The organism is Bacillus sp. MMSF_3328, from assembly GCF_030733525.1.
Classification (GTDB): domain Bacteria; phylum Bacillota; class Bacilli; order Bacillales; family Cytobacillaceae; genus Bacillus_AB; species Bacillus_AB infantis.
On the sequence record NZ_JASHIV010000004.1, the window covers coordinates 372,696 to 394,965 of the forward strand.

Consider the following 22,270-nt stretch of genomic DNA (forward strand, 5'->3'; position numbering starts at 1 on the left):
TTTTCCTGTGCAGATGGCAATAAGGCACTCTAGCCGAAATAATCAACCGGGCATTCTGCCTCTACTTGCCGGGAGCCGGGAATCCTTGTGCCTTTTTCGGCAGGTCCCTGTATTTCATTCAGAAGCTGGGTGAGCTCTTCCCGGCGCTTGTCATCTATGCTGAACTCCAGCCCATATTGTGTGACAAGGTCCGATTTTTCTTCTTTCCAGACAATATGCCCATCAAGGCTGAGTGTTTCTCCAAGAATCTTTGTTTGGATCTGAAAGAGAATATCCTGTCTGATCGGCAGTTTGATGTTGGTATACAATCTGGCGCCGCCGGGTCCGATATTTTCGATCAGCACTTCATTTTTGCCCATCTCGACCTTTTTATCTTTCAGCTTGAGGATGGTCAGGTCAGCACCGAGAGGGAGGGGAAGATCGATCCGGAAATACTTCCTTTGTTTTTTCAGCTTGTCCAAGCCTTTACCGCCGTCCGGCAGAATATACCCTTCTTTTAGAAAGTCCCTGAACACTATGCCGGAAACAGGCCGGGAAAAGAGAAAGCCCTGGATTTCATCGCAGCCCTTCTTTTTGAGAAAATCCAGCTGTTCAAATTCCTCGACTCCCTCAGCGACTACCTTCATATTCAGACCATGGGCCATGTCGATCAGGCTGGAGGTAATGGTGGCGTCCTCCAGATTGGAGATGATATTTTTGGTAAAAGATTTGTCTATTTTTAGCGTATTGAACTTGAATTTCCTAAGGTGCGTTAGCGATGAAAAGCCTGTTCCAAAGTCATCGAGAGACAGTTTTATTTTTAGCTGCCCAAGCTTTTCAAGCTCCTGGAGGACCTGGTCCGAATAGTGGATCAGGCTGGATTCAGTCAGCTCCAATTCAAGCAGCGTGGGGGAAATTCCATGCTTTTGGCAAAGGTCCCCGATCATTTCGGCCAGATTATTTTTGTAAAAGCGCTGTCCTGACACATTGATGGAGATTGGCACAAGGGAGAGGCCGCCTTTCTGCCATTCCTCCATCTTGGCTATCACATTTTCAATTACCCAGTCGCCGATTTCAACGATCAGCCCTGACTCTTCCGCAACAGGAATGAATTCCATCGGGGATACGATGCCCCAGTCAGGATGGTTCCAGCGCAGCAGCGCTTCGGCGCCTGCCAGCTTATGGGTCCTTGGCTCGATCTTTGGCTGGAATTCCACGTAAAATTGGTCATCCTTCAAAGCATTCCGCATATCTCTTTCCAGGCAGTACTTTTTGAATGATTCAATATTCATGGATGCGTTGTAAACCTGATGGCTGCTTTTGCCCATCTGCTTGGCATGGTACAGGGCGGCATCGGCATTGCGCGCCAGTTCCTCCGGCGTGCTGCCATTATTGGGATACAGGCTGATCCCGATACTTGCCGTAATGAATAATTCGTAGCCTTCAATCTCGTATGGCTTCTGGATGGTGCCTGTAATTTCCGCTGCCAGTCTGCTTGCATCCTCAATGCTCTCAACGTTCGGCGCGATAATGGCAAATTCATCGCCGCCCATCCTGGAAGCAAAATCATCCTTCCGAATGGAGGCCTTTATCCTGTCCGCCGCCTCTTTCAGCACCTGATCGCCAATCGGATGGCCCAGGGTGTCATTGATATGCTTGAATCGGTCAAGATCCAGATACATGATCGCGAATTTTTCCGGATTTTTGTCCTCGAACAGGCCATTCAGGGTCTGGTCGAACAGGCGCCTGTTCGGCAGGCCTGTCATATAATCATGATAGGCGAGGAATTCCATTTGTGCCTCGGCCTGCTTTTGGGCTGTAATATCAGCCACAATGCCATCCAGGCGAATGAGCCGGCCATTTTCATCATAGATGGGGATGAGGTGGTCGCTTACCCATTTGAGCTTTCCATCCCTCGTGATGATTCTGTATTGCTGCTTGATAATATTTCCTTCTGATATTTTATTCTGATTGTTCATCACTTCCCGCATATCATCCGGATGAATAGATCTATTCCATATACGGGGATCTCTATACAGTTCTTTTTTGGTATACCCATAGATAGCAAGGATCGCATCAGAACAGATCAGAACCTTTTTGCCAGCGGGGTCGAGCGACCATACACCCACATCTGAATTATTATAAAAGCTCTTAAATTGCTCTGTGTTCTCAGCCAGTCTGTCCTCTATTTCCCGCTGTTCCGTAACATCGCGCGAAATGCCGACGGCCCTTTCAGGACAGCCGTCACCATCGAGGATCAAGGTGGACTGATGGTGGAGCCGGCGTACTTGGCCGTCCTTCCGGATGATTCGGTATTCCAGATCTGCCGGGGTCTTTTCCTCCAGTGAAGCATGGTAATTTTTCAGAAACGGTGCAAGGTCCTCCGGGTGGATAAAGTTTTTATAATAATCAAAAGAAGGAATGAATTCATCTTTTGATACTCCGAACATTTCATACATATGCTCAGACCAGTAGGCGGAGTCTTCCTTGAAATAGTAGTCCCAATATCCGAAGTTAGCCGTCTTCTGGGCGAGATTGAGCCTTTCCTCCGCTTTCTGCAGCTTGCGCTCCTTTTCAGCCAGTTCTGTGATGTCCTTGGCAATCCCGAATACGCCGGTTATCTGATTATCTGTAATGATAGGAATATTTGTGATATTTGCATCAAACTTTTCCCCGGATCTGTTGATGCCGGTCATATTGTAGTTTTGCGGTTTTCCTTTTGCGGCCAGTTTAAACATGCACATCACAAGGCTCATAGATTCCGGGGCAACAAATTGCCTGAAAGATATTCCATGCATGTCGGGATCATAATGGAACAAACGGACGAGGGATTCGTTAAAGGCTGTCACATCTCCGTTTAAATCCAGTGAATATACGGCATCCGGATGGTTGTCAAAAAGAGATCTGTACATCTGTTCACTTATGCTGAGCTTTTGCTTTAAGTTTTCCTCGGCTGTAATATCCTTTGAGATCCCAATGATCCCGATGGTTTGGTTTTCCTGGATAATCGGGATGGCGACACTGTTTAACAGAATCAGCCCGCCGTCTCTGCGGTTGATCCGGAAAATATGTGTTTGGGTAGAACCCTGCAATACTGCCTGGAAGCTTGTCTCTGCCTTGGGGAGATCTTCCTTGCAGACAAAGGGAAAAAATCCCCTCTTTTGAATTTCTTCTGCACTAAATCCTGTGGCCTTAACGGCCGCCTCATTTACTTTAAGGATTTGGCCTTCTTTATCCAGTATGTAAGCCAGGTCTGATGTGTTCAGGAATAAGCTTTCATAGATATGTATATTTTCAACCAGGGGGGCACCTGGTTCTTGAATAGTTGTTTTCAATTTGTGATTTTCTATTTTTTTCAATGATTTCTTCACCTTTCTATTAATCTGGCAAGGTGTCATGCTAAAAAAATAGCAAGCAGCCCGGCTGCCATAGCAAAAGCCTTAGGCCCGCAGCTTTGCGTCTTTTACTTTCGTAAAATTTGCCACTTATATAGTAACATATCCCTAATGTGGAAATCCTGGCAATTATTTTGGTAATATATAACTGATAACATGATTAGGCATTCTCAAACCGCTTCTATAACGGTAAAATAACCTTAGGTGATTAATAATGAAGAATAAATATCTGCTCATATACGAAGAACTGGCATCAAAGATACAGGATGGATATTATCCTGCAAGAAGCATTCTGCCGTCTGAAAATGAATTGACGGAGATGTTTGAGACATCGAGGGAAACGATTCGGAAGGCGCTGAATCTGCTGGCGCAGAACGGGTTCATCCAGAAGATACGCGGGAAGGGCTCGATTGTGCTTGATCTGAAGAAGCTGCAGTTCCCGATTTCCGGTCTGGTCAGCTTTAAGGAGCTGGCAGGAAAGATGGGCCAGAAGGCGGAAACCGATGTCGCGGAGTTTGCGCTTGCGTTCCCGGATGATGATTTGATGAGGCAGCTGCATATCAAGGAAGAGGAAAAGATATGGAAGGTATGCCGTGTGCGGAAAATCGAGGGTGAGCGGATCATCCTTGATAAAGATTTCCTGGTAGAAAAATTGGTTCCCGGCCTGACAGAAGAGATTTGCCGCAATTCAATATTTGAATATATCGAGAACACGCTGAACCAGAAAATCAGTTTTGCGAAAAAGGAATTCACTGTCGAGGAGCCGACAGAGGAAGACCGGAGGATGCTTGACCTGGAAGGATACCATTCCGTCGTCGTCGTGAAAAATTATATCTATTTTGATGATGCATCCCTTTTCCAATATACTGAATCACGCCACCGGCCGGACAAGTTCCGATTTGTCGATTTTGCCAGGCGGATGGATATGCCTTCAGTCTGACAGGATGTGCTGGATCGGGCTTGAAAAAATAAGAAAATGGGTAAAAACTAACAGATTAAAGTCTGTTAGTTTTTTTGTTGTGAAAAATCCTTGAGAAGGGGTAATAGCATGAACATATATAATCTGATTGGCATCGGCATTGGTCCCTATAATTTAAGCCTGGCCGTTATGCTGGAGAAGGTCCCTGGACTGACGGGGCTCTTTTTTGACAAAACACCGGAATTTTCCTGGCATCCCGGCATGCTGATTGAAGGCTCGGAGATGCAGGTGCCGTTTCTGGATGACCTGGTCACACTGGCTGATCCGACAAGCCCATATACGTATTTAAATTATCTGCACGAGCATGACCGGCTGACCCAGTTTTCCTATTTTCACCGGCTGGAGATCCCGAGGAAGGAATATAATCATTACTGCCAATGGGCAGCTTCAAACCTGGACAATTGCAGGTTCGGCATGGAAGTGGCGGATGTGCGGGACAGGGAGGAGAATGGTGAGCGCTTTTTTGAGGTGACAGTGCTGAATATGGACAATGGGCAGGAAGAGACTTATTTTGCCTATAATCTGATTCTAGGCACAGGGAATGAACCATTGGTGCCGGAGCATATAAAGGAATTCCTGGGGGAGGATTGCATCCACTCCAGCCGCTATCTGCAGTACAAGGACAAGCTGGTTGAGGGCGGGTCCATCAGTGTCATCGGTTCAGGGCAGAGTGCCGCGGAAATCTTTTATGATCTTCTGCAATGCCAGAAAACGCATGATTTTCAGCTCAACTGGCTGGCCCGCTCTGCCGGATTCCTGCAGCTGGAAAGCACAAAGCTCGGCCAGGAGTTTTTTTCACCGGAATATGTGAATTATTTTCACAGCCTGCCATATGAGGAACGGATCCAGTCACTGGATACATTGAACGGCCTCCGCAATGGCATTGAGCCGGGGCTGCTGGATCTTATCTACAAAGAGCTTTATCACCAGACAATCGGCGGCGAGTCCAGCCTAGCGAGGATTCAGCCGCACGCGGAGCTTCAGGGGATGGAACGCACATCATCCGGCTTCTGGCTGCAGCTCCAGCAGAAGCAGTCAGAAACACCTTTCAAGCTGGATTCTGACAAGGTGGTCCTGGCGACAGGATATCGGCCGCATCTGCCGGACTGGCTGCTCAGCCGCTATGCTGACGAAATCATCTGGGAGGGAGAACGCGAATTCAAAGTGTCTCTCTCATATGAAATCCTTTTTAAAAAGAAGCGCACAAACAGGATCTTCACCCTGACCAATATTGAGCATTCCCACGGGGCCGCTGCCACCCATCTCGGCTTGTCAGTCGACAGGAACAGGCGGATCATCAACACCCTTGCTGAAAAAGAAATCTATAAAAGCAACAAGAAAAACGTCTTTCACCGCTTTGTCCCGAGGGAAGAAGAAGTTGTACTGTAAAACAAGGTTTTATCACTGCCCAGGGAGGGAAATCTCATTAATGTGATCAAATTTAAAGGAGATGACCAAATTGGCTAAAATCGCATGCTTAATTACCGAAATGTTTGAAGACGTAGAGTATACAGATCCTGCGAAAGCTTTCAAAGAAGCAGGACATGAAATTACGGCAATCGAGAAGGAAGCAGGCAAATCTGTCAAAGGCAAGCAGGGAGACGCAACCGTGCAGATTGATAAAGGGATCGATGATGTAAATCCTTCCGACTTTGATGCACTATTCCTGCCAGGCGGATTTTCTCCTGACCAGCTTCGTGCCGATGACCGTTTTGTCCAGTTTGCAAAATCCTTCATGGACGACATGAAGCCGGTATTGGCAATCTGCCACGGACCGCAGCTGCTCATCACAGCAAAAACGCTTGATGGAAGAGATGCGACAGGCTTCAAATCCATCCGCGTCGACATGGAAAACGCCGGCGTCAACTTCAAGGACCAGGAAGTTGTCGTATGCCAGAACCAGCTGGTAACAAGCCGCAACCCGGATGACATCCCGGCGTTCATTAAAGAGTCATTGAATGTACTTTCAAAATAAAATGGAGCAGGAGCGGGGGCGATTGGTTGAGCGTGGCCCGCTCTTTTTTTGCGCTTGGATTTGGGTATTTTTGTAAAGTGGAAAAATTATTGCTGTTTTTGGGGTGAATCCTGCTTAAAGGGGGGTGAAAAAACCGCAATCCGGGGAGAAAAAAACAGATTTTGGCATGAATAATTTAAAATGTAGAGACAATGGCTTTTTTCCCAGCTGGAAATGCCCATAAAACACACTCAAAATAGAAGGGGGCGGGGCGGTTACATGAGTGGTGACCGTTCTTTTTTTGATGGTAAATAGGTATTTTTGTAAAGAGGAAAAATTATTGCTGTTTTTGGGGTGAATCCTGCTTAAAGTGGGGTGAAAAAACCGCAATCCGGGGAGAAAAAATCAGATTTTGGGATGAATAATTTAAAATGTAGAGAGAATGGCTTTTTTCCCAGCTAGCTGGAAATGCCGATAAAACACACTCAAAATAGAAGGGGGCGGGGCGGTTACATGAGTGGTGACCGTTCTTTTTTTAATGGTAAATGGGTATTTTTGTGAAATGGAAAAATTATCGCTGTTTTTGGGGTGAATCCTGCTTAAAGTGGGGTGAAAAAACCGCAATCCGGGGAGAAAAAATCAAATTCTAGGCAGAATAATCCTAAATCCAGGGAGAATGGCCATTTCCTGTTTTGTGGCACACCCAGCCCTCCAAACATATAGTGGTAAAAGGCATAAGGCGCCATTCCTTTGAAATTCTTCCTTTGTCGCGATAAGATAGAGAAAGGGACTTTTTTGCTATCTGAACCATATACAGTTTTACATAAATGAGCGGGAAAGGCAGGTAAAATGATGATTGTATTGAAATCAGCGCGTGAGATTGAAGCGATGAAAAAAGCGGGCGAAATTCTCGCCTCGTGCCATAAAGAGATTGCGAAGAGAATCAAGCCGGGTGTGACCACTTGGGAAATCGATGAGTTTGTGGAGGGATTCCTTAAGGAACATGATGCGACTCCGGAGCAGAAAGGCTATAAAGGCTATAAATATGCGACCTGTGCCAGCATCAATGATGAAATCTGCCACGGTTTTCCGCGCAGGGAAGAATTGAAGGACGGCGATATTGTCACGATTGATATGGTTGTCAGATATAACGGGGCGCTCGCAGATTCTGCCTGGACCTATGCGGTCGGCAATCTGTCCGAGAAGCACCGCAAGCTGCTGGAGGTCACAAAGGAAGCCCTCTATAAAGGGATCGAGCAGGCTGTGCCTGGCAAGCGGATCGGGGATATCGGCCACGCCATCCAGACCTATGTCGAGGGTGAGGGCTTCTCTGTTGTCCGCAATTTCATCGGGCACGGAATCGGCAATGTGATTCATGAAAAGCCGGATGTGCCGCACTTTGGCCTTGCTGGAAAAGGGCCGCGCATCAAGGAAGGGATGGTTTTCACCATCGAGCCGATGGTCAATGTCGGCGTGTATGACACGAAAATGGACAATAACGGCTGGACAGCGAGGACGGCAGACGGCAAATTCTCTGCGCAGTATGAGCATACTATTGCGGTTACAAAAGAAGGCACATTGATTTTAACAGATCAGGAATAGAAGGAAGGGCAGGTCTTCGGATCAGTCTTTTTTTCTAAAAAGCGTGGCCCTGTGAGTACTCACAGGGCCTTTTTCCTTCCGATATACAGTGTATCGCCTGCCGATAATCCATACTTTCTTGCTTCCTCGAGGCCGTGATGCTCAGCAAAATCATACTGTTCCAGTAAAAAGCCTGCAGCTTCAAGCCTGCCCGTAAAATCTTCCTTGCTGTAGAGCCTGACATGGTCACTCTGGCCAAAATACCTCAGCTTATCCGCGGGAGAGGTGATCAAGGGATTCTCAAGGCTTTTCTTCAGGTTCAGGCTGATGGGTACCTGCAGAATGCTCCAGCCACCGGGCTTCAGCACCCGGTAAATCTCGTCCATGGCAGCTTGATCTTCAAGTATATGCTCCAGCACATGGCTGCACAGAATCACATCGAAGCTGCCCTCAGGATAAGGAATGGCCCGAATGTCCATCTGTATGGTTTCTGCATCCGCGGGCATCAGATCCCCCGCCAGATAGTCAACTGTTGAAACTTTGCTGATCCATCGCCGTAAATTCGTTTCAGGGGCGATATGCAGCAGCTTCTGCTTTTTTTCCAGCAGATTTGTTTCCCTTTCGATGTAAAGCCTGTAGAGCCGCTCACGGTCAAGGGAGTGGCAATGAGGGCAGATGGCGGTTTCTTTGTTCCACATTTCATAGATATGGCTGGGAAAGTCATATTTGTCCGGCCACGGAATAAAAGAGTCAAAGCTTTGACTGCAAAAAGGGCAATGATATGGTGTTCGAGTGTCTGTCATTGTGCATCCTTTCCATTCTTCTTTATCCAGATATAATCGCGCGCGCAGTGTAGTATATAAATATGGAAAAGTGAATGGAAGGTTACTATAAAGAGGCTTATCCCCATAAAACAGTCAAACTATCCACAAAAGTGTATATCTTTCTGAAAAATCACGCTTATCCACAGGGTGATTTTTATCGGAAAATGGCTTATCCACAGAAAAAAGCCCGGCATATGCCACGCAATCAGTTACCGAATTCTTTTTTCATCAGTTCAATATTGCCCTCATGGAAATCCTTCATGATGCGGGGATACTTATATTCCTCAAAGAGTACATAGCTTTCAGCTTCTTTACCTTCAGCCACATATTCCTTCAGTTTTGCAAGATAAACGGCAGAGGAGTGGATGCGGGACGAAATTTCCTCATTGCTGTAGGCCGGCAGTCCGTGTCCGGTCATCATGAGCCGGAAGCTGTAATCTGCGAGGCTGTCCGCGAATTTTTCCAAAGTGAGCAGATAATCGGTGCTGGAAAAATAAACATAAGGGAATTCTGTATCACAGAGATAGTCTCCTGCGATCAGCAGGTCAAGCGACGGGATGATGCAGGCAATCCCGCAGTCAGTATGGCCGGGCGTCAGGAAAAACTTCAGCTCTGTCCCGCCGACAGCCAGTGCCTGCCCGTCCTGTGAAATGACGATGTCAGCTCCCGGATAAGAAGGTGTATAGTCCCGGTCGATATAATAGGAATCATCAAATGAGAGGATCTGCTCGATTATTTTTTCCCTTTCCTGCCCGTCCTTTTCGTTCAAGGCTTTGCTTGCGATGATGGTTGCATCAGGGAAAGCGCCGTGGCCGATAATATGGTCATAGTCAGAATGGGTGTACAGTACAAACATCGGGCGGCTTCCTGCTGAGCGGTACACATAGGAGCGGATTTCTTCAATTTCATGGGGAAGCCAGCATGGATCGATGACGAGGACCAGATCCTCTGTTTGAATGACGGCAGAATTGGTCTTAAACAGGCTGCTTTGGAAAATGGCTGTGTTTTGGTCTTTATGGATGAGCATGGGAATCCTCCTTTGATGGTAATAAAACAAAAGCAGACCCTATAGGCCTGCTGCTTTTCTTACATTTTTCTCAAGTTGCCGAGCTCTTCTACGAGCGCCTGCATTTCGTTGGGGCTGAAAGAATCTTTTTTCATGACAAGATCGTAGATTTCCTTCAGTTCTGTGTACATTTCCTCGTCAAAATGGGACGGCTTGATGGCACCGAGGTTCAGGACCTTCAGCTTTTCTTTGATCTGTTCAATCATATATTCTACATTTTCCGTAGATTTTTCCGATAGGTTCATGGGGGAGTCATCCTCTCATAACGATATCAACAGGCCTTGCCTGTCTTCTTTACTCTTCATCTTTCCATGATAAGAGCGGAATGTCAATCAAATTATAGAGTGGCCTTCCTGCTTATAGTTGCATGAAAGCAGTGAAATAGAAGAAAATGTAGCTAAGGGGGAATGTGATTGTGATTCGCGTTTTGTTTGTGTGCCTCGGCAATATCTGCCGCTCGCCGATGGCAGAAGCCCTGTTCAGGGACCAGGTCAAAAAGGAAGGGCTTGAGCATGCGATTGAGGCTGATTCTGCCGGGACAGGTGACTGGCATATCGGCAAGCCGCCCCATGAAGGAACCAGGAAAATCCTTGAGAAATACAAGGTGGATGCTGCAGGATTGGCCGCACGGCAGATTAAAGCAGCCGACCTGGATGAATTCCAGTGGATCGTGGCGATGGACAGCCAAAACCAGGCAGATATTCTGAGCCTTAAAAAAGGCAATCCTGATGCCAGGGTAGTCAGGCTCCTCGACTACAGCGACCTTAGTGATAAAGACGTGCCGGACCCATACTATACCGGCAACTTCGAGGAAGTCTACAGCCTTCTGAAGGAGAGCTGCGAAAGGCTCCTGAAAGAAATAAGCATAAATCATCATTTATAAAGTAAAAATGGAAAGAGGGATAAGCATGGGGAAAACGAAATTACTGCAGGGAATGCTGCTTGGTGCGATTGCAGGCGGTGCATTGTCATTATTTGATAAAGAAACACGCCGGGCCGTACTGGAGACAAGCCGCAAAACAGCGGGAAGTGCAGCCTATTACATAAAAAATCCTTCAAAAGCAGCCGAGTCGGTCAAACAGACGGCCAGCTCGATCCGCACGACCATTGAACAGGTAACGGAAGATGTTGCGTTTATCACGGAAAAAGTCGAGGAGTTGAGGGAAGTGACTCCCCAGGTGGTGGATATTGTCCAGGAAACACGCTCCGCTTTTTCAAAAGAAAGCAAGAAAGCTCCTTTAGCCGAGGATGAGCCATTAAAGAAGACTTCAGCTATCAGTACAGAAGAAGAATGAGCAGAGGAGGGGCTGCAATGAGGCCGGGAATTCCGTATGTATGGAAAAAAATCCACGAAGACGATATCTTTGGCCTCGCAGCCCAGCTGGCCTATTTTTTTCTGCTCTCCCTTTTTCCGCTCCTCATCTTCCTCGTCACCCTCATCACCTATCTGCCCGTCAGCCAGGTGGATATCCTCGGCTTCATCAGGGATTATGCGCCAGGCGATACGATGGCGCTGATTGAGTCGAACCTTAACCAGATCGCCGACCGGAGCGGAACGCTTCTGTCTGTTGGGATCATCGGGACTATCTGGTCGGCATCCAATGGAATTCATGCAATTGTTAAAGCCTTCAATCTGGCTTATGAGGTCAAAGAAAGCCGTCCGCTGATCGTGGCGCGCGGCATGGCGATTTTATTGACGTTCGCCATGATATTTGTATTTGTCGTGGCCCTTCTGCTGCCGGTGTTCGGGAAGCAGATCGGCGTTTTCCTGTTTTCCGCTTTTGATTTGTCATCCGAATTCCTCTCAGCCTGGAACGCCCTGCGCTGGCTTGTCAGTATCGTCATCCTGTTCATTGTTTTTCTTGTGCTCTACTGGATTGCCCCCAATGTGAAAATGAAATGCATCAGCGCGCTGCCCGGCGCCATTTTTGCCACCGCCGGCTGGATCCTTGCTTCACTCGCTTTCTCCTATTATGTTGGCAACTTTGCCAATTATACCGCGGCCTACGGAAGCATCGGCGCCATCATTGTCCTGATGGTCTGGTTCTATCTGACCGGCGTCATCATCATCCTCGGCGGCGAGGTCAACGCCTATGTCAGCAAGCGGAAGAATGGGGATTGCTAGGATGCCGCCCCTTATATTGCCTTCTTAGAAAAAGGGTGTGATGTTCACACTATTAAAGGGGAACACACCACCATCATCAGGAGGGGAAGCACATGGGAAAAGGCAAAACCAAGCAAAAAGGCAAAGACAGCCCGAAGCATAAAACATCGGGATCAGCTAATAAATCGAATGGATATCATTAATAGAGAGGACGCCCTTTGGGGGGCGTTCTTTTTTTGGGTTTGGCGGGGGATTAGTGAGGCTGCCGAGGCGGTGGTCGAGCGGGAGTTGCTAATAAAACGGGAGAGTTGCTAATAAAAATGAAAAGTTGCTAATAAAAGGAAAAATTTGCTAATAAACCAGAAAACTTGCTAATAAAACCCAAAAGTTGCTAATAACCCAAATATCCACACCCTCACACCGCACAAAATCCCCCCGCCACACCCCATCCCCCGGTTAATCTTCCCCAAAATAGCTAAAACTAAGTCCCGGAGGTGTTCTACATGCAGCAGGAAAGGCTGACTTCATCAGAAATATCAAATTTATGGACTCATTATATCCGCGAAACGATGGCGGTCTGCATTACGAAATATATGCTGAAGGGCATAAAAGATAAGGAGATATACGATTTTCTTCAATATGCGCTCGATCTGTCATTTCAGCATATCGATTCGCTCACTGAGCTTTTCAAAAAAGAGAAGTTCCCAATCCCCAAGGGGTTTTCGAAGGAAGATGTGAATATGGATGCACCAGCACTGTTCACAGACGCCTACTGCCTCTTATACATGCACACAATGACGATGCACGGGATGCAGGCGTATGGCCTGGCTTCAAGCGTGTCCATCCGAAAGGACGTCCGCGATTTTTACGGCCGGTGCAATCAGGATACGCACGATCTCTACAACAAAGCGATCGACCTTCTGTCCGAGAAAAATCTGCTCGAAAAACCGCCGCTTTACGCAACGCCCGAAAAACCGGTGTTTGTCCCGGACTTTAAATATGTCACCGATGTGTTCGGGAAAAAGCGGAAAATCAATACAATCGAGGCGGGCAATATCTTTTTCAATCTGCAGAAAAGCTATATCGCGAAAAGCAGCTTTATTGCGTTCAAGCAGGTTTCCCAGGATAGTGATGTGCAAAGGTTCCTGGATAAATGCATCAATAATAAAAACAAGCATATCGCAAGCTTTGCTTCTATGCTTTTAAAAGAAGGACTCCATTCACCAAGGCCATTCGAGTCGGAGATCACAAACTCGACGACTGCTCCTTTTTCGGAAAAGCTGATGCTGTTTCATTCCGGCTTTTTCTTTGCGGCGGCGATCTCGTATTACGGCGCAGCTGCGGTTGCCTGTATGAGGGCGGATATCGCCGTGCTTGCCGAGAAAGCGATATTGGATGATCTGCTTGTGTATGGAAACTTCGGCAAGCTGATGATCGAGAAGAATTGGATCGAGCAGCCGCCTGATGCGGATGATCGGAAAGTGCTGGAGCAATAGAAAAAACGCCCGGGCACCATCCCCGAGCGTTTTTTCCTATGACTTCAACAATCTCAAGCTGTTCAAAATGACCAGAATGGTGCTGCCTTCATGCCCGATGACACCGAACGGCAAATCAAGGATCTGCAGGAAGTTCGACGCGATCAGAAGCATGATGACCGTGATGGAAAAAATCACATTCTGCTTGATGATTTTGTTCATCCGCTGAGAGAGGGTGATGGCTTCAGCAATCTTCGGAAGCTCATTTTTCATCAGGACTACATCTGCTGTTTCCAGCGCAACATCTGTTCCTTCGCCCATGGCAATCCCGACATTGGCAGCGGCGAGGGCCGGGGCGTCATTGATGCCGTCGCCGACCATGGCCACATTTTCGTAGCGGTTTTTCAAGTCCTTCAAATGCTCAACTTTATTGGCCGGCAGGCACTCGGCGATATATTCATCGACCGTGCTTTCCGCGGCAATCGCCTGGGCGGTCTTTTCGCTGTCGCCGGTCAGCATCACTGTGTAGATGCCCTGAGCGTTCAGGGTGCTGATCGCTGCCTTCGTTTCCTCGCGGACAACATCCTTCAGTGCAAGCAGTCCGGCGATACGTGGACCTTTTTTAATAAAAACAATCGTCTTGCCTTCTCCGGCCAGAGAAAGCGCTGCTCCATCAGCAAACCTCTCGGCTTCTTCACGGCCGATAAAATCAGCTTTGCCGATCTTCCATTCTTCATCCTGCAGCATCGCCTTGACGCCGAATCCGGAGATATCTTCAATGCTTTCCGGGCTCACAAGCGGCTGTTTCAGCTCATTCTTCGCATATTTGACGATGGCGCCTGCGAGGGGGTGATTGGAGTGGCTTTCAATCGACGCGGCCGCCAAAAGGATTTCCTCTTCAACCATTTCCTCGCCGACCAGATAATCAGTTACCTCAGGCCGGCCCTTCGTCAGGGTGCCGGTTTTATCAAAAGCAATGGCCTTCAGGTGGCCGAGATTCTCCAGATGGACACCGCCTTTGAACAGGATTCCGCGGCGCGCGCCGTTGGAGATGGCGGATAATGTGGCCGGCATGATGCTTGCGACAAGGGCGCACGGACTGGCGACTACGAGCAGGATCATCGCCCGGTAGAAGGTTTCTGTCCAGCTCCAGCCCAGCAGATAATGGGGCAGGATCATCATGGCAGCCACTGCAGCAAGCACTACTTTTACATAGGTGCCTTCAAATTTTTCAATAAAAAGCTGGGATGGCGACTTTTCGCTCTGTGCGGTCTGGACAAGCTGGATGATCTTTTGGAAGAGGGTGTCGCTGGCAGGCTTTGTGATCTCGACTGTAATCGAGCCGTTCAGATTCACCGTTCCTGCGAAAACTTCATCGGCATTCGATTTGCTAACGGGAATGGATTCCCCGGTGATCGCGGCTTCATCCAGGGTGGTGGTGCCCTTCAGGATCATACCGTCTGAAGGCACACGCTCACCCGGCTTCACGAGGATCTGGTCCCCAATGCTCAGCTCGGAGACATGCACACGCTGTTCTCCGCCATCTGTTAAAAGCAGGGCTTCCTCAGGCTGCAGCTCCATCAGCGATGATATCTCTTTATTGCTTTTGTTCATCGTGTACGTTTCCAGGGCGCCGCTGACGGCGAAAATGAAGATCAGGATGGCGCCTTCCGTCCAGTAGCCGATGATGGCCGAGCCGATGGCGGCGAAAATCATCAGCATTTCCACATTCAATTCTTTGTTTTCAATTGTTTCTTCGATGCCTTCCTTGGCTTTCGCAAAGCCGCCGATCACAAAGGCGAGCAGATAGGCGGTGATGGAGGCGGCCCCCATATCATTCCGCGCAAGCAGCCAGCCGGCAAGGATAAGGACTCCGCTCAGGATGGCGGCGATCAGCTCGGCGTGAGGGAGTATTTTTTGGAGCAGGCTTTCCTGTTCTTGCTTCAGTTCTAATAGTGCTTTGGCTTCTGTCGTCATTGGAATTCCCTCCTGGGTTATCGGTTTCTCATTGAGAAGAATAATCAACATCAATACCCCTATAAAACGACGAAAGCTGCCCCCGCCGGAGGATTCTACCTCTTTTGGGGACAGCATTTTCGCATAGGTTTCTAGATTAGTATCGTTATCATATCATAGTCATTTTTATTTAGAAAGGGGGTTAGGGGGAAAAAATAAAAATGGCCTATATTTCTTTTTTACCCAGCCCGCCGAAAGGCAAACCTCATTGGCTCAGCGAATGCTGTTCGTCCCTCTGCCCCGCTCCGCGGTTTGTCAGAACAGCCAGGAAAATCACGAGCAGCATGATGCTGATAATATTGAAGAACGAGATATTCTTGAAAAATTGAATGAAGATCCCGCCCAGATAAGGGCCAGCCAGGCTCCCTAGGCTGAAGGCGATGCCGCAGAGCAGATTGCCGGTCGGCAGCAGATCCTTTGGCATCAGGTCGGTCATATAGCTGATCCCGAGTGAAAAAGTCGAGCCAACCGCCATCCCGGCAAGGAATAGCGTGATAGTCAGTGCCCAGACAGCTCCTTCCAGGAAGCTCGCCAGGAAAAAGAAGACGGAGCCTGACAGAAGGATAATCGTCAGGATTCTTTGCCTGCCCCATTTATCACTTAAAATCCCGAGCGGAAGCTGGAAGACGATTCCGCCGATCGCAAAAGCGGTCAAGAGGACCGAAACACTGCTCACCTCAAGCCCGATGCGGAGTCCGTAAACCGGAAAGCTGCCATTCAGGGAAGATTCCAGGAATCCATAGCCGAGCGGCGGCAGGAAAGCGACCCACGCATATTTAAAGGCAGACGAGAAGCGCTTCACTGTATTTTTCATTGAATTGACTTCAATGGTCTGCTCCGGATAATCATTTTTCAAAAGGAACAGGAATACCCATGCCACGAGGCAGAGTACCGATGACAGGATGAACGGCAGGGTTTCATGCACGTTGACGAGCGGCGCCATCAGCGGGCCTACCGCAAAGCCGACACCGAAGAACAGTCCGTAAAGGGAAATATTCCGGCCGCGCTTATGTTCCGGCGAGAAGCTGGTGATCCAGGTCTGCGTCCCGAAGTGGAGGGCATGGTCGCCGATGCCGATCAGGAGCCTGAGCACGAACCAGAACCAGAATGATTTCCATAATGGAAACAGCACGAGCGAGACGATGACGAGCAGTCCGCCAAAAATGATGACCGGCTTGTAGCCGTACTTCCGGAGGGGCTGCTCCATAAAAGGAGAAACGAGCAGGATGCCGACATAAAGGCCGGTCGCATTCAGGCCGTTCATGCTTGAAGACAGCCCGTCATTTTCAAATATAATCGCAATCAGGGGAAGCAGCATGCCCTGGCTGAAACCCGAGATTGCCACAATGCTGATTAAAATCCAGAAACGCATATTTTCTTTATTCATGTTGTTGGCCTCAGTTTCTAAAAAAATTCTTTCCAAATTGATGGTAACGGCTCCCCATCGGCTTTGCAAGGAAAAAAGAGCGTATTGTTCATAGCTATGGCAGAAATAGTAGTATAATCACTGCATACAGCAGAAAAGAGGGAGTGGAAACGATGGAATTTACGATGAAGGATGTCGGCTTTTCCACGGAAACGAGCTATGGCAAGCTGGATGTAGCCGGTGATGAAGCGTACGGCTTCAGGCCTTATCAGCTGCTTGTTTCCTCAGTGGCGGTCTGCAGCGGCGGCGTGCTCCGCAAGATTCTGGAGAAGCAGAGGATCGATGTCGAGGATATCAAAATCAATGCAGAGGCAGAGAGAGTGGAAGAGGAAGCCAATCGGGTATCGAAGATCTCAGTCCATTTTACGATCACTGGAAAAGGCTTGAAAGAGGAGAAGATCCAAAAGGCCATGGAGCTGACGCGTAAGAACTGCAGCATGGTTCAGTCTGTCAAGGACAGCATTGAAATCGAAGAAACATTCACATTGGTGGAAGCATAAGAAAAGCAGGGGGCGGATCCATAGACGGGTCCGCCCCTTTCTTCTATAGTGACAATTCCTCAGGCTCCGCACCCGCTTTTTCAAAATAGCGGATCAGCGATGGCTCCATTTTCAGGAGCAGATAATCCGGATCGTCAGGGCCGGAGAGCCAATCCTTCAGCTTTTCGCTCCAGAATTTCTTTTTCAGTTCGCCGGAATCCTCGAATGAGGCTTTCGCTTCAATTTCACAGTACGGCCCGTCATATCCGCCCTGCTCCACCCCCAGCAGAATATGGACATTTGGATTTTTCTCGATGTCTTCTACTTTATGGGCATCTTTGTCGGTAGCGGCAAAAAGAATCAAATCATCATGGAAAAACAGCATAAAGCGGCTGTACGGCCTGTCATTCCGGATGGATGCCAGTGTGCCGATGCTGTATTTCTCGAACATATCAAGCACCTTCTGCTTTGTGTCTGCCATTGTCATTTCACTCCTTACAATTTTCTTCCCTTTATAATCTGTCATTTTTCCTCTTGTATTATCCGAGCGAAAAAAACATCAGGAATGCAATTTGTAAAAGCGGGTATATATGTTGAAGGGCCGCGCCGGGATATTTATCCCCGGTCAGGAAAACCTGTACATAAGGAGTTTTTTTTACGCGGCTTCAAAAATAGAAAGGTGGGGATCGGAAAGAATGGTCAATAAAATTTTTATGGTGCTCACCTTTGCAGGTGTGCCATTGTCTGTCATCGGGACGCTTCTGGGCTGGCCGAGTGTTGCACTTTTTATTATCTATTGCTTAACCATCATTGCCCTTGCAAGCTATATGGGCAGGGCGACAGAAAGCCTGGCGATTGTGGCCGGGCCAAGGATCGGCGGACTATTGAACGCAACCTTCGGGAATGCGGTCGAGCTGATCATTTCGATTTTTGCGCTGAGAGAAGGGCTTGTTGAGGTCGTCCTGGCGTCACTCACGGGGTCAGTGCTTGGGAATCTTCTGCTGGTCGCGGGACTCAGCTTTTTTATCGGCGGGGTCAAATATAAGCGCCAGAAATTCAATGTGTATGATGCCAGGCATAATTCAGGCCTGCTGATGTTTGCTGTTGTCGTTGCGTTCGTCATTCCCGAAGTATTTTCCATGACAATGGGAGAAGGAGAGCGGATGACGTTCAGCATCGGGATTTCTGTTATTCTGATTGCTTTATACCTGGCTGCGCTTTTGTTCAAGCTTGTCACTCACCGCGGGGTCTACCAGCCGGCTGGTGAAGAAGGGGCAGCAGCTCAAGCTCATCATGAAGAAGAGCCGGAATGGAGCAAAGGCAAGGCGATCGCGATACTGGCCATTGCGACTGTAGCGGTTGCCTATGTATCGGAAAACCTTGTCCACACCTTTGAAGCGGTCGGCGAGACATTTGGCTGGTCAGAGCTCTTCATCGGGGTTGTCATCGTGGCGATTGTCGGAAATGCGGCTGAGCATGCTTCCGCCATCATCATGGCGTTCAAGAACAAGATGGACATTGCCGTTGAAATTGCCATCGGCTCAACCCTGCAGGTAGCGATGTTCGTTGCACCGGTGCTGGTGATTGCGTCACTGTTTTTCCCAACATCGATGCCGCTCGTCTTTACATTGCCGGAGCTGATCACGATGGTCACCGCCGTGCTTCTCATGGTCGTCATCTCCAATGACGGGGAAACGAACTGGTTTGAAGGGGCGACGCTCCTCGCAGCCTATATTATTGTGGGCATCGGTTTTTATCTGTTATAAAGGCAGCAAGAGAAGGCTCTGCATTGTGCAGAGCCTTTTTTGTGCTTTCTATTGGCGGTGCTTTTTCTATCATAAGTATCCTTTTGGACGAATATGTTGTAAAAGACAGAAATCATCGCTTGACTCTACCTGCATCTATCACCCGCTTTCATGTCTTGTTGGACAAGCTCTTCATGAACAAATGGATAATAATGAGTGTTTAGCCTCCTTTTGCTGTGATAGAAGCGATTCCTTCAGCCCTCCTTTGCTGTTGTTAAGGTAAGTATAGATTATTTTTACAAAAATGTAAATATTCAGATTTTTACAATTGTGTAACAGTTGGGGGAGTGAATATGAAACTGCTAGTGAGGGTTATTTTTTATGTAGCGGGCCTGGTCATTCTGACATTGGGCATCTGTATTGCGATCCTATCTAATCTCGGGGCGGGTCCTTGGGATGCGCTGAATGCAGGCCTTGCCAGGACCGCCGGGCTCACGATCGGGAGCTGGGTCATCATCATCGGCATCATCCTGATGATGGTCAATGCCTGGCTTTTAAAAGCCAAGCCGGATTATCTGGCGCTATTGACCGTATGCCTGATCGGCTTTATGGTCGACTTTTGGATATTGCGGGTCTTTTCCGGTGTGTACATACTGACTATCTATTTTCAAATCGCCGCGCTGATCATGGGCCTGGCACTCATCGGATTGGGTGCAGCTCTTTACCTGCAGGCAGAGTTTCCCCTCAATCCGATCGACCATTTTATGATGGCCATCAAAGAGCGGTTCGGGGTGAGTCTGATGATGGCGAAAACGATCGGGGAGGCTGGGGCGCTGCTTTTGGCCATCGTTTTCCACGGGCCAGTAGGTGCAGGGACCATCGTTATCGCAGTCCTGATCGGGCCGTTCATCCAATTATTCTTTCCTTACTGCCAGCAGCTGCTAAAAAGATTTTCCGGCACTTAGGATAAATCAGGGGAACTCCGAAAAAACTAAGAACAGATACAAGGATTTGAAAGGAGTTCCACATCATGAGAAAGTATGTATCTGTTCTAATTATAACTCTTCTTGCCATGCTTTCTTTTTTGCCCGATGCCGGAGCAGAGAAAAAGCAGGACAAGACCGAGCAAAAGCAGCAGCTGAGCATTCCGATCCCCAGTTCAGTCCTGAATATCACAAAGGAAAATACGTATCCCAATCCGGTGCAGGATCAGCCGACACTGCAGCCGAGCGAGCTGACACAGTCGCTGCTTGATACATCCAAGGTCAAGATTGAAAACCCGGACCTGATCAGGATGCTGAATGAGTCTTCTGTCAATAGCACGCCGTTTGCATTCGGCTACAGGGCCATCGTCTATCTTGGGCAGTGGCCGCTCAATTACGAAAGCACAGAAACGGCGCCAAACTGGGAATACCAGAAAATCAACACGAATTATTTTGATAACAGAGGCGGCAAAGCGCCTTATCAGATCCACTATGTCCAGGAAGCCCAGAAGGTCGTGAGGGGCGCACTGACAGCCAAAATTCCGAAGGCCCAGGATGTCCAGAATATGATGCTCCTGAAGGCGATGGAAAAATCGAAGCTGCCGCTCGCTTTTGAAACCGTGATCGGGGCCGGGACGAAAAAGGATCAGGTCTACAATATCCCGCCAAAACGGCTTGGCTATTTATACGGATATGCACCTGCCGTCAATGAGAAGGGAAAAGTCACTTACGGTGAGGTATACCTGATGCTGAAGGGAAGCAAAAGATTCCTCGTCATCAAGAATGTCACCTCCCAGGGAATCGGCGCCTGGATTCCTGTCCAGGACCATATTTCCTTCGGGTTCATGGCATCAGAACGACCGCGTTAATCTTGCGCCGGCTCTTGCAGCCGGTGCTTTTTCTATAGGAAGAGACATTCCTTGCATACAGAGCGGGCAGTGTTTTATAATTAAATTATCTTGAGTTCGAGATAAATTGAACCCTTTAGCGGGTATAGATAAAAAAGTCTTAATTACGGAGGTCCAACATCATGAACCATTTAAAAGGCATACACCATGTCACTGCGATCACAAGCAGCGCGGAAAAGAATTATGAGTTTTTCACTTTTGTCCTTGGGATGCGCCTGGTCAAGAAAACAGTCAACCAGGACGATATCCAGACCTACCATCTGTTTTTTGCTGATGACAAAGGCAGCCCGGGAACAGATATGACGTTCTTTGATTTTCCCGGCATACCTAAAGGAAGGCACGGCACAAATGAAATCTCCAAAACATCCTTCCGGGTGCCGAATGACGCGGCACTGAATTACTGGGTAGAGCGCTTTGACCGCCTTGATGTGAAGCACACAGGAATCAAAGAGCAATTTGGGAAAAAGACTTTGTCATTCGCAGACTTTGATGACCAGCAATATCAATTGATTTCTGATGAACATAATACCGGTGTCGCTTCCGGCACGCCTTGGCAGAAGGGGCCGATTCCATTGGAGCATGCAATCACCGGTCTCGGGCCGATTTTTGTCCGCATCGCAAACTTCGATTTTTTCAAAGAGATGATGGAAAAAGTCCTTCTTTTCAAGGAAATCGGACAGGAGGGCGCCTTCCATCTGTTTGAGGTCGGAGAAGGCGGAAACGGCGCCCAGGTCGTGGTGGAGCATAATGCTGTCCTGCCGCAGGCTATGCAGGGCTTCGGTACCGTCCACCACGCTGCGTTCCGTGTGGAGGACCGGGCTGTACTGGATGAATGGACCGAGCGCCTGCCGCAATTCGGTTTCCAGACGTCCGGCTTTGTGGACCGCTTTTTCTTCCAGTCTCTTTATGCACGGGTGGCACCGCAGATTCTGTTCGAATTTGCCACAGACGGACCAGGCTTCATGGGCGACGAGCCATATGAAACACTGGGCGAAAAGCTGTCATTGCCGCCATTCCTTGAAAACAAGCGCGAGCAGATCGAAAAGCTTGTCCGTCCGATCGACACGGTCAGGAGCACGATCGATTTTACAAAAGAATGATAAGTGGAGCCTTCCTTGGCGGGGAGGCTCTTTTCTCTTTTCGTGAATATTTTTGGGTATCGCATCTTCATTTGATAGGCCGGCAAGCCATAAAATAAGCGGAGATTTTCCCGTTACGCTGCAGAACATGGCCTGGTTCGGTGTAAATAAGCGGAAAATTTCCGGTTAAGAGGAGCGAAACTGCCCATTTTCCTGTTTTTTGAGTTGATAGCCGGAATTTCTCCCTCTATTTGAGCCATTTTTGAGAGTTTTTTCA

General features: G+C 48.3%; 20 protein-coding genes and 1 riboswitch. Of the genes, 13 read left to right on the plus strand and 7 right to left on the minus strand.

All coding sequences use genetic code 11. The features are described from left to right. Positions 1-29: 29 nt before the first annotated feature. A complete protein-coding gene (locus tag RBB45_RS10500; protein ID WP_306009542.1) occupies positions 30-3,338 on the minus strand; it encodes an EAL domain-containing protein in 3,309 nt (1,102 codons plus the stop codon). 51 nt (positions 3,339-3,389) lie between these two features. Next, a riboswitch (cyclic di-GMP riboswitch) is annotated at positions 3,390-3,472 on the minus strand. Positions 3,473-3,588: 116 nt separating this feature from the next. Between RBB45_RS10500 and treR the strand changes: the two genes are divergently transcribed. The 4 genes from treR (at position 3,589) to map (ending at position 7,909) form a co-directional block, all read left to right on the plus strand. Next, positions 3,589-4,314, plus strand: a complete 726-nt coding sequence (gene treR, locus RBB45_RS10505; protein WP_306009543.1) for a trehalose operon repressor — start codon at positions 3,589-3,591, stop codon at positions 4,312-4,314. 108 nt (positions 4,315-4,422) lie between these two features. Continuing rightward, complete coding sequence (locus RBB45_RS10510; protein WP_306009544.1) at positions 4,423-5,742, plus strand: lysine N(6)-hydroxylase/L-ornithine N(5)-oxygenase family protein; 1,320 nt, start codon at positions 4,423-4,425, stop codon at positions 5,740-5,742. Positions 5,743-5,803: 61 nt separating this feature from the next. After that, positions 5,804-6,328 (plus strand): type 1 glutamine amidotransferase domain-containing protein, encoded by a 525-nt coding sequence (locus tag RBB45_RS10515; protein ID WP_253616268.1) that lies wholly within the window; start codon positions 5,804-5,806, stop codon positions 6,326-6,328. A gap of 831 nt (positions 6,329-7,159) precedes the next feature. Then, positions 7,160-7,909 carry a type I methionyl aminopeptidase gene (gene map, locus RBB45_RS10520; protein ID WP_009792130.1) on the plus strand — a complete coding sequence of 250 codons (750 nt, stop codon included), beginning with the start codon at positions 7,160-7,162 and terminating at the stop codon, positions 7,907-7,909. A 59-nt stretch (positions 7,910-7,968) separates the two neighbouring features. Here the strand turns inward: map and RBB45_RS10525 are convergent, their stop codons facing one another. The 3 genes from RBB45_RS10525 to RBB45_RS10535 all read right to left on the minus strand — a co-directional run bounded on the left by RBB45_RS10525 (position 7,969) and on the right by RBB45_RS10535 (position 10,023). After that, the gene (locus tag RBB45_RS10525; RefSeq protein ID WP_306009545.1) at positions 7,969-8,691 is read right to left on the minus strand and encodes a class I SAM-dependent methyltransferase; all 723 of its coding nucleotides are present in this window, start codon (positions 8,689-8,691) and stop codon (positions 7,969-7,971) included. A 226-nt stretch (positions 8,692-8,917) separates the two neighbouring features. Continuing rightward, complete coding sequence (locus RBB45_RS10530) at positions 8,918-9,739, minus strand: MBL fold metallo-hydrolase (protein WP_306009546.1); 822 nt, start codon at positions 9,737-9,739, stop codon at positions 8,918-8,920. Between the two features lie 59 nt (positions 9,740-9,798). Continuing rightward, a complete protein-coding gene (locus tag RBB45_RS10535; RefSeq protein WP_094769334.1) occupies positions 9,799-10,023 on the minus strand; it encodes a DUF1128 domain-containing protein in 225 nt (74 codons plus the stop codon). Between the two features lie 170 nt (positions 10,024-10,193). Between RBB45_RS10535 and RBB45_RS10540 the strand changes: the two genes are divergently transcribed. The 4 genes from RBB45_RS10540 (at position 10,194) to RBB45_RS10555 (ending at position 13,378) form a co-directional block, all read left to right on the plus strand. After that, positions 10,194-10,661, plus strand: coding sequence for a low molecular weight protein-tyrosine-phosphatase (locus tag RBB45_RS10540; RefSeq protein ID WP_306009547.1), 468 nt, complete (start codon positions 10,194-10,196; stop codon positions 10,659-10,661). A gap of 25 nt (positions 10,662-10,686) precedes the next feature. Beyond that, positions 10,687-11,073: a YtxH domain-containing protein gene (locus tag RBB45_RS10545; protein ID WP_022543382.1), complete on the plus strand. Its 387-nt coding sequence runs from the start codon at positions 10,687-10,689 to the stop codon at positions 11,071-11,073. Positions 11,074-11,090: 17 nt separating this feature from the next. Continuing rightward, on the plus strand, positions 11,091-11,903 hold the full coding sequence (locus RBB45_RS10550; protein ID WP_022543383.1) for a YihY/virulence factor BrkB family protein: 813 nt from the start codon (positions 11,091-11,093) through the stop codon (positions 11,901-11,903). A 482-nt stretch (positions 11,904-12,385) separates the two neighbouring features. Beyond that, on the plus strand, positions 12,386-13,378 hold the full coding sequence (locus tag RBB45_RS10555) for a DUF3231 family protein (protein WP_306009548.1): 993 nt from the start codon (positions 12,386-12,388) through the stop codon (positions 13,376-13,378). Between the two features lie 36 nt (positions 13,379-13,414). Here the strand turns inward: RBB45_RS10555 and RBB45_RS10560 are convergent, their stop codons facing one another. Both RBB45_RS10560 and RBB45_RS10565 read right to left on the minus strand, forming a co-directional pair. Continuing rightward, positions 13,415-15,334: a heavy metal translocating P-type ATPase gene (locus tag RBB45_RS10560; protein ID WP_306009549.1), complete on the minus strand. Its 1,920-nt coding sequence runs from the start codon at positions 15,332-15,334 to the stop codon at positions 13,415-13,417. A gap of 244 nt (positions 15,335-15,578) precedes the next feature. Continuing rightward, positions 15,579-16,760 carry an MFS transporter gene (locus tag RBB45_RS10565; RefSeq protein WP_094769330.1) on the minus strand — a complete coding sequence of 394 codons (1,182 nt, stop codon included), beginning with the start codon at positions 16,758-16,760 and terminating at the stop codon, positions 15,579-15,581. 152 nt (positions 16,761-16,912) lie between these two features. Here RBB45_RS10565 and RBB45_RS10570 point away from each other — a divergent pair, with 152 nt between their 5' ends. Beyond that, the gene (locus RBB45_RS10570) at positions 16,913-17,299 is read left to right on the plus strand and encodes an OsmC family protein (RefSeq protein WP_306009550.1); all 387 of its coding nucleotides are present in this window, start codon (positions 16,913-16,915) and stop codon (positions 17,297-17,299) included. A 43-nt stretch (positions 17,300-17,342) separates the two neighbouring features. Here RBB45_RS10570 and RBB45_RS10575 read toward each other — a convergent pair whose 3' ends face one another. Beyond that, positions 17,343-17,804, minus strand: a complete 462-nt coding sequence (locus RBB45_RS10575) for a pyridoxamine 5'-phosphate oxidase family protein (RefSeq protein ID WP_306009551.1) — start codon at positions 17,802-17,804, stop codon at positions 17,343-17,345. A 169-nt stretch (positions 17,805-17,973) separates the two neighbouring features. On the opposite strand from RBB45_RS10575, the gene cax reads away from it, so the two are divergent. The 4 genes from cax (at position 17,974) to RBB45_RS10595 (ending at position 22,014) form a co-directional block, all read left to right on the plus strand. Then, complete coding sequence (gene cax / locus RBB45_RS10580; protein WP_022543387.1) at positions 17,974-19,044, plus strand: calcium/proton exchanger; 1,071 nt, start codon at positions 17,974-17,976, stop codon at positions 19,042-19,044. Positions 19,045-19,376: 332 nt separating this feature from the next. Then, entirely contained in the window at positions 19,377-19,988 is a 612-nt protein-coding gene (locus RBB45_RS10585) for a YczE/YyaS/YitT family protein (protein ID WP_009792115.1), read from the plus strand. 65 nt (positions 19,989-20,053) lie between these two features. Next, positions 20,054-20,875: a YfkD famly protein gene (locus RBB45_RS10590; protein WP_022543388.1), complete on the plus strand. Its 822-nt coding sequence runs from the start codon at positions 20,054-20,056 to the stop codon at positions 20,873-20,875. A gap of 161 nt (positions 20,876-21,036) precedes the next feature. Then, a complete protein-coding gene (locus RBB45_RS10595) occupies positions 21,037-22,014 on the plus strand; it encodes a ring-cleaving dioxygenase (RefSeq protein ID WP_101551230.1) in 978 nt (325 codons plus the stop codon). The last annotated feature ends 256 nt before the right edge of the window (positions 22,015-22,270 follow it).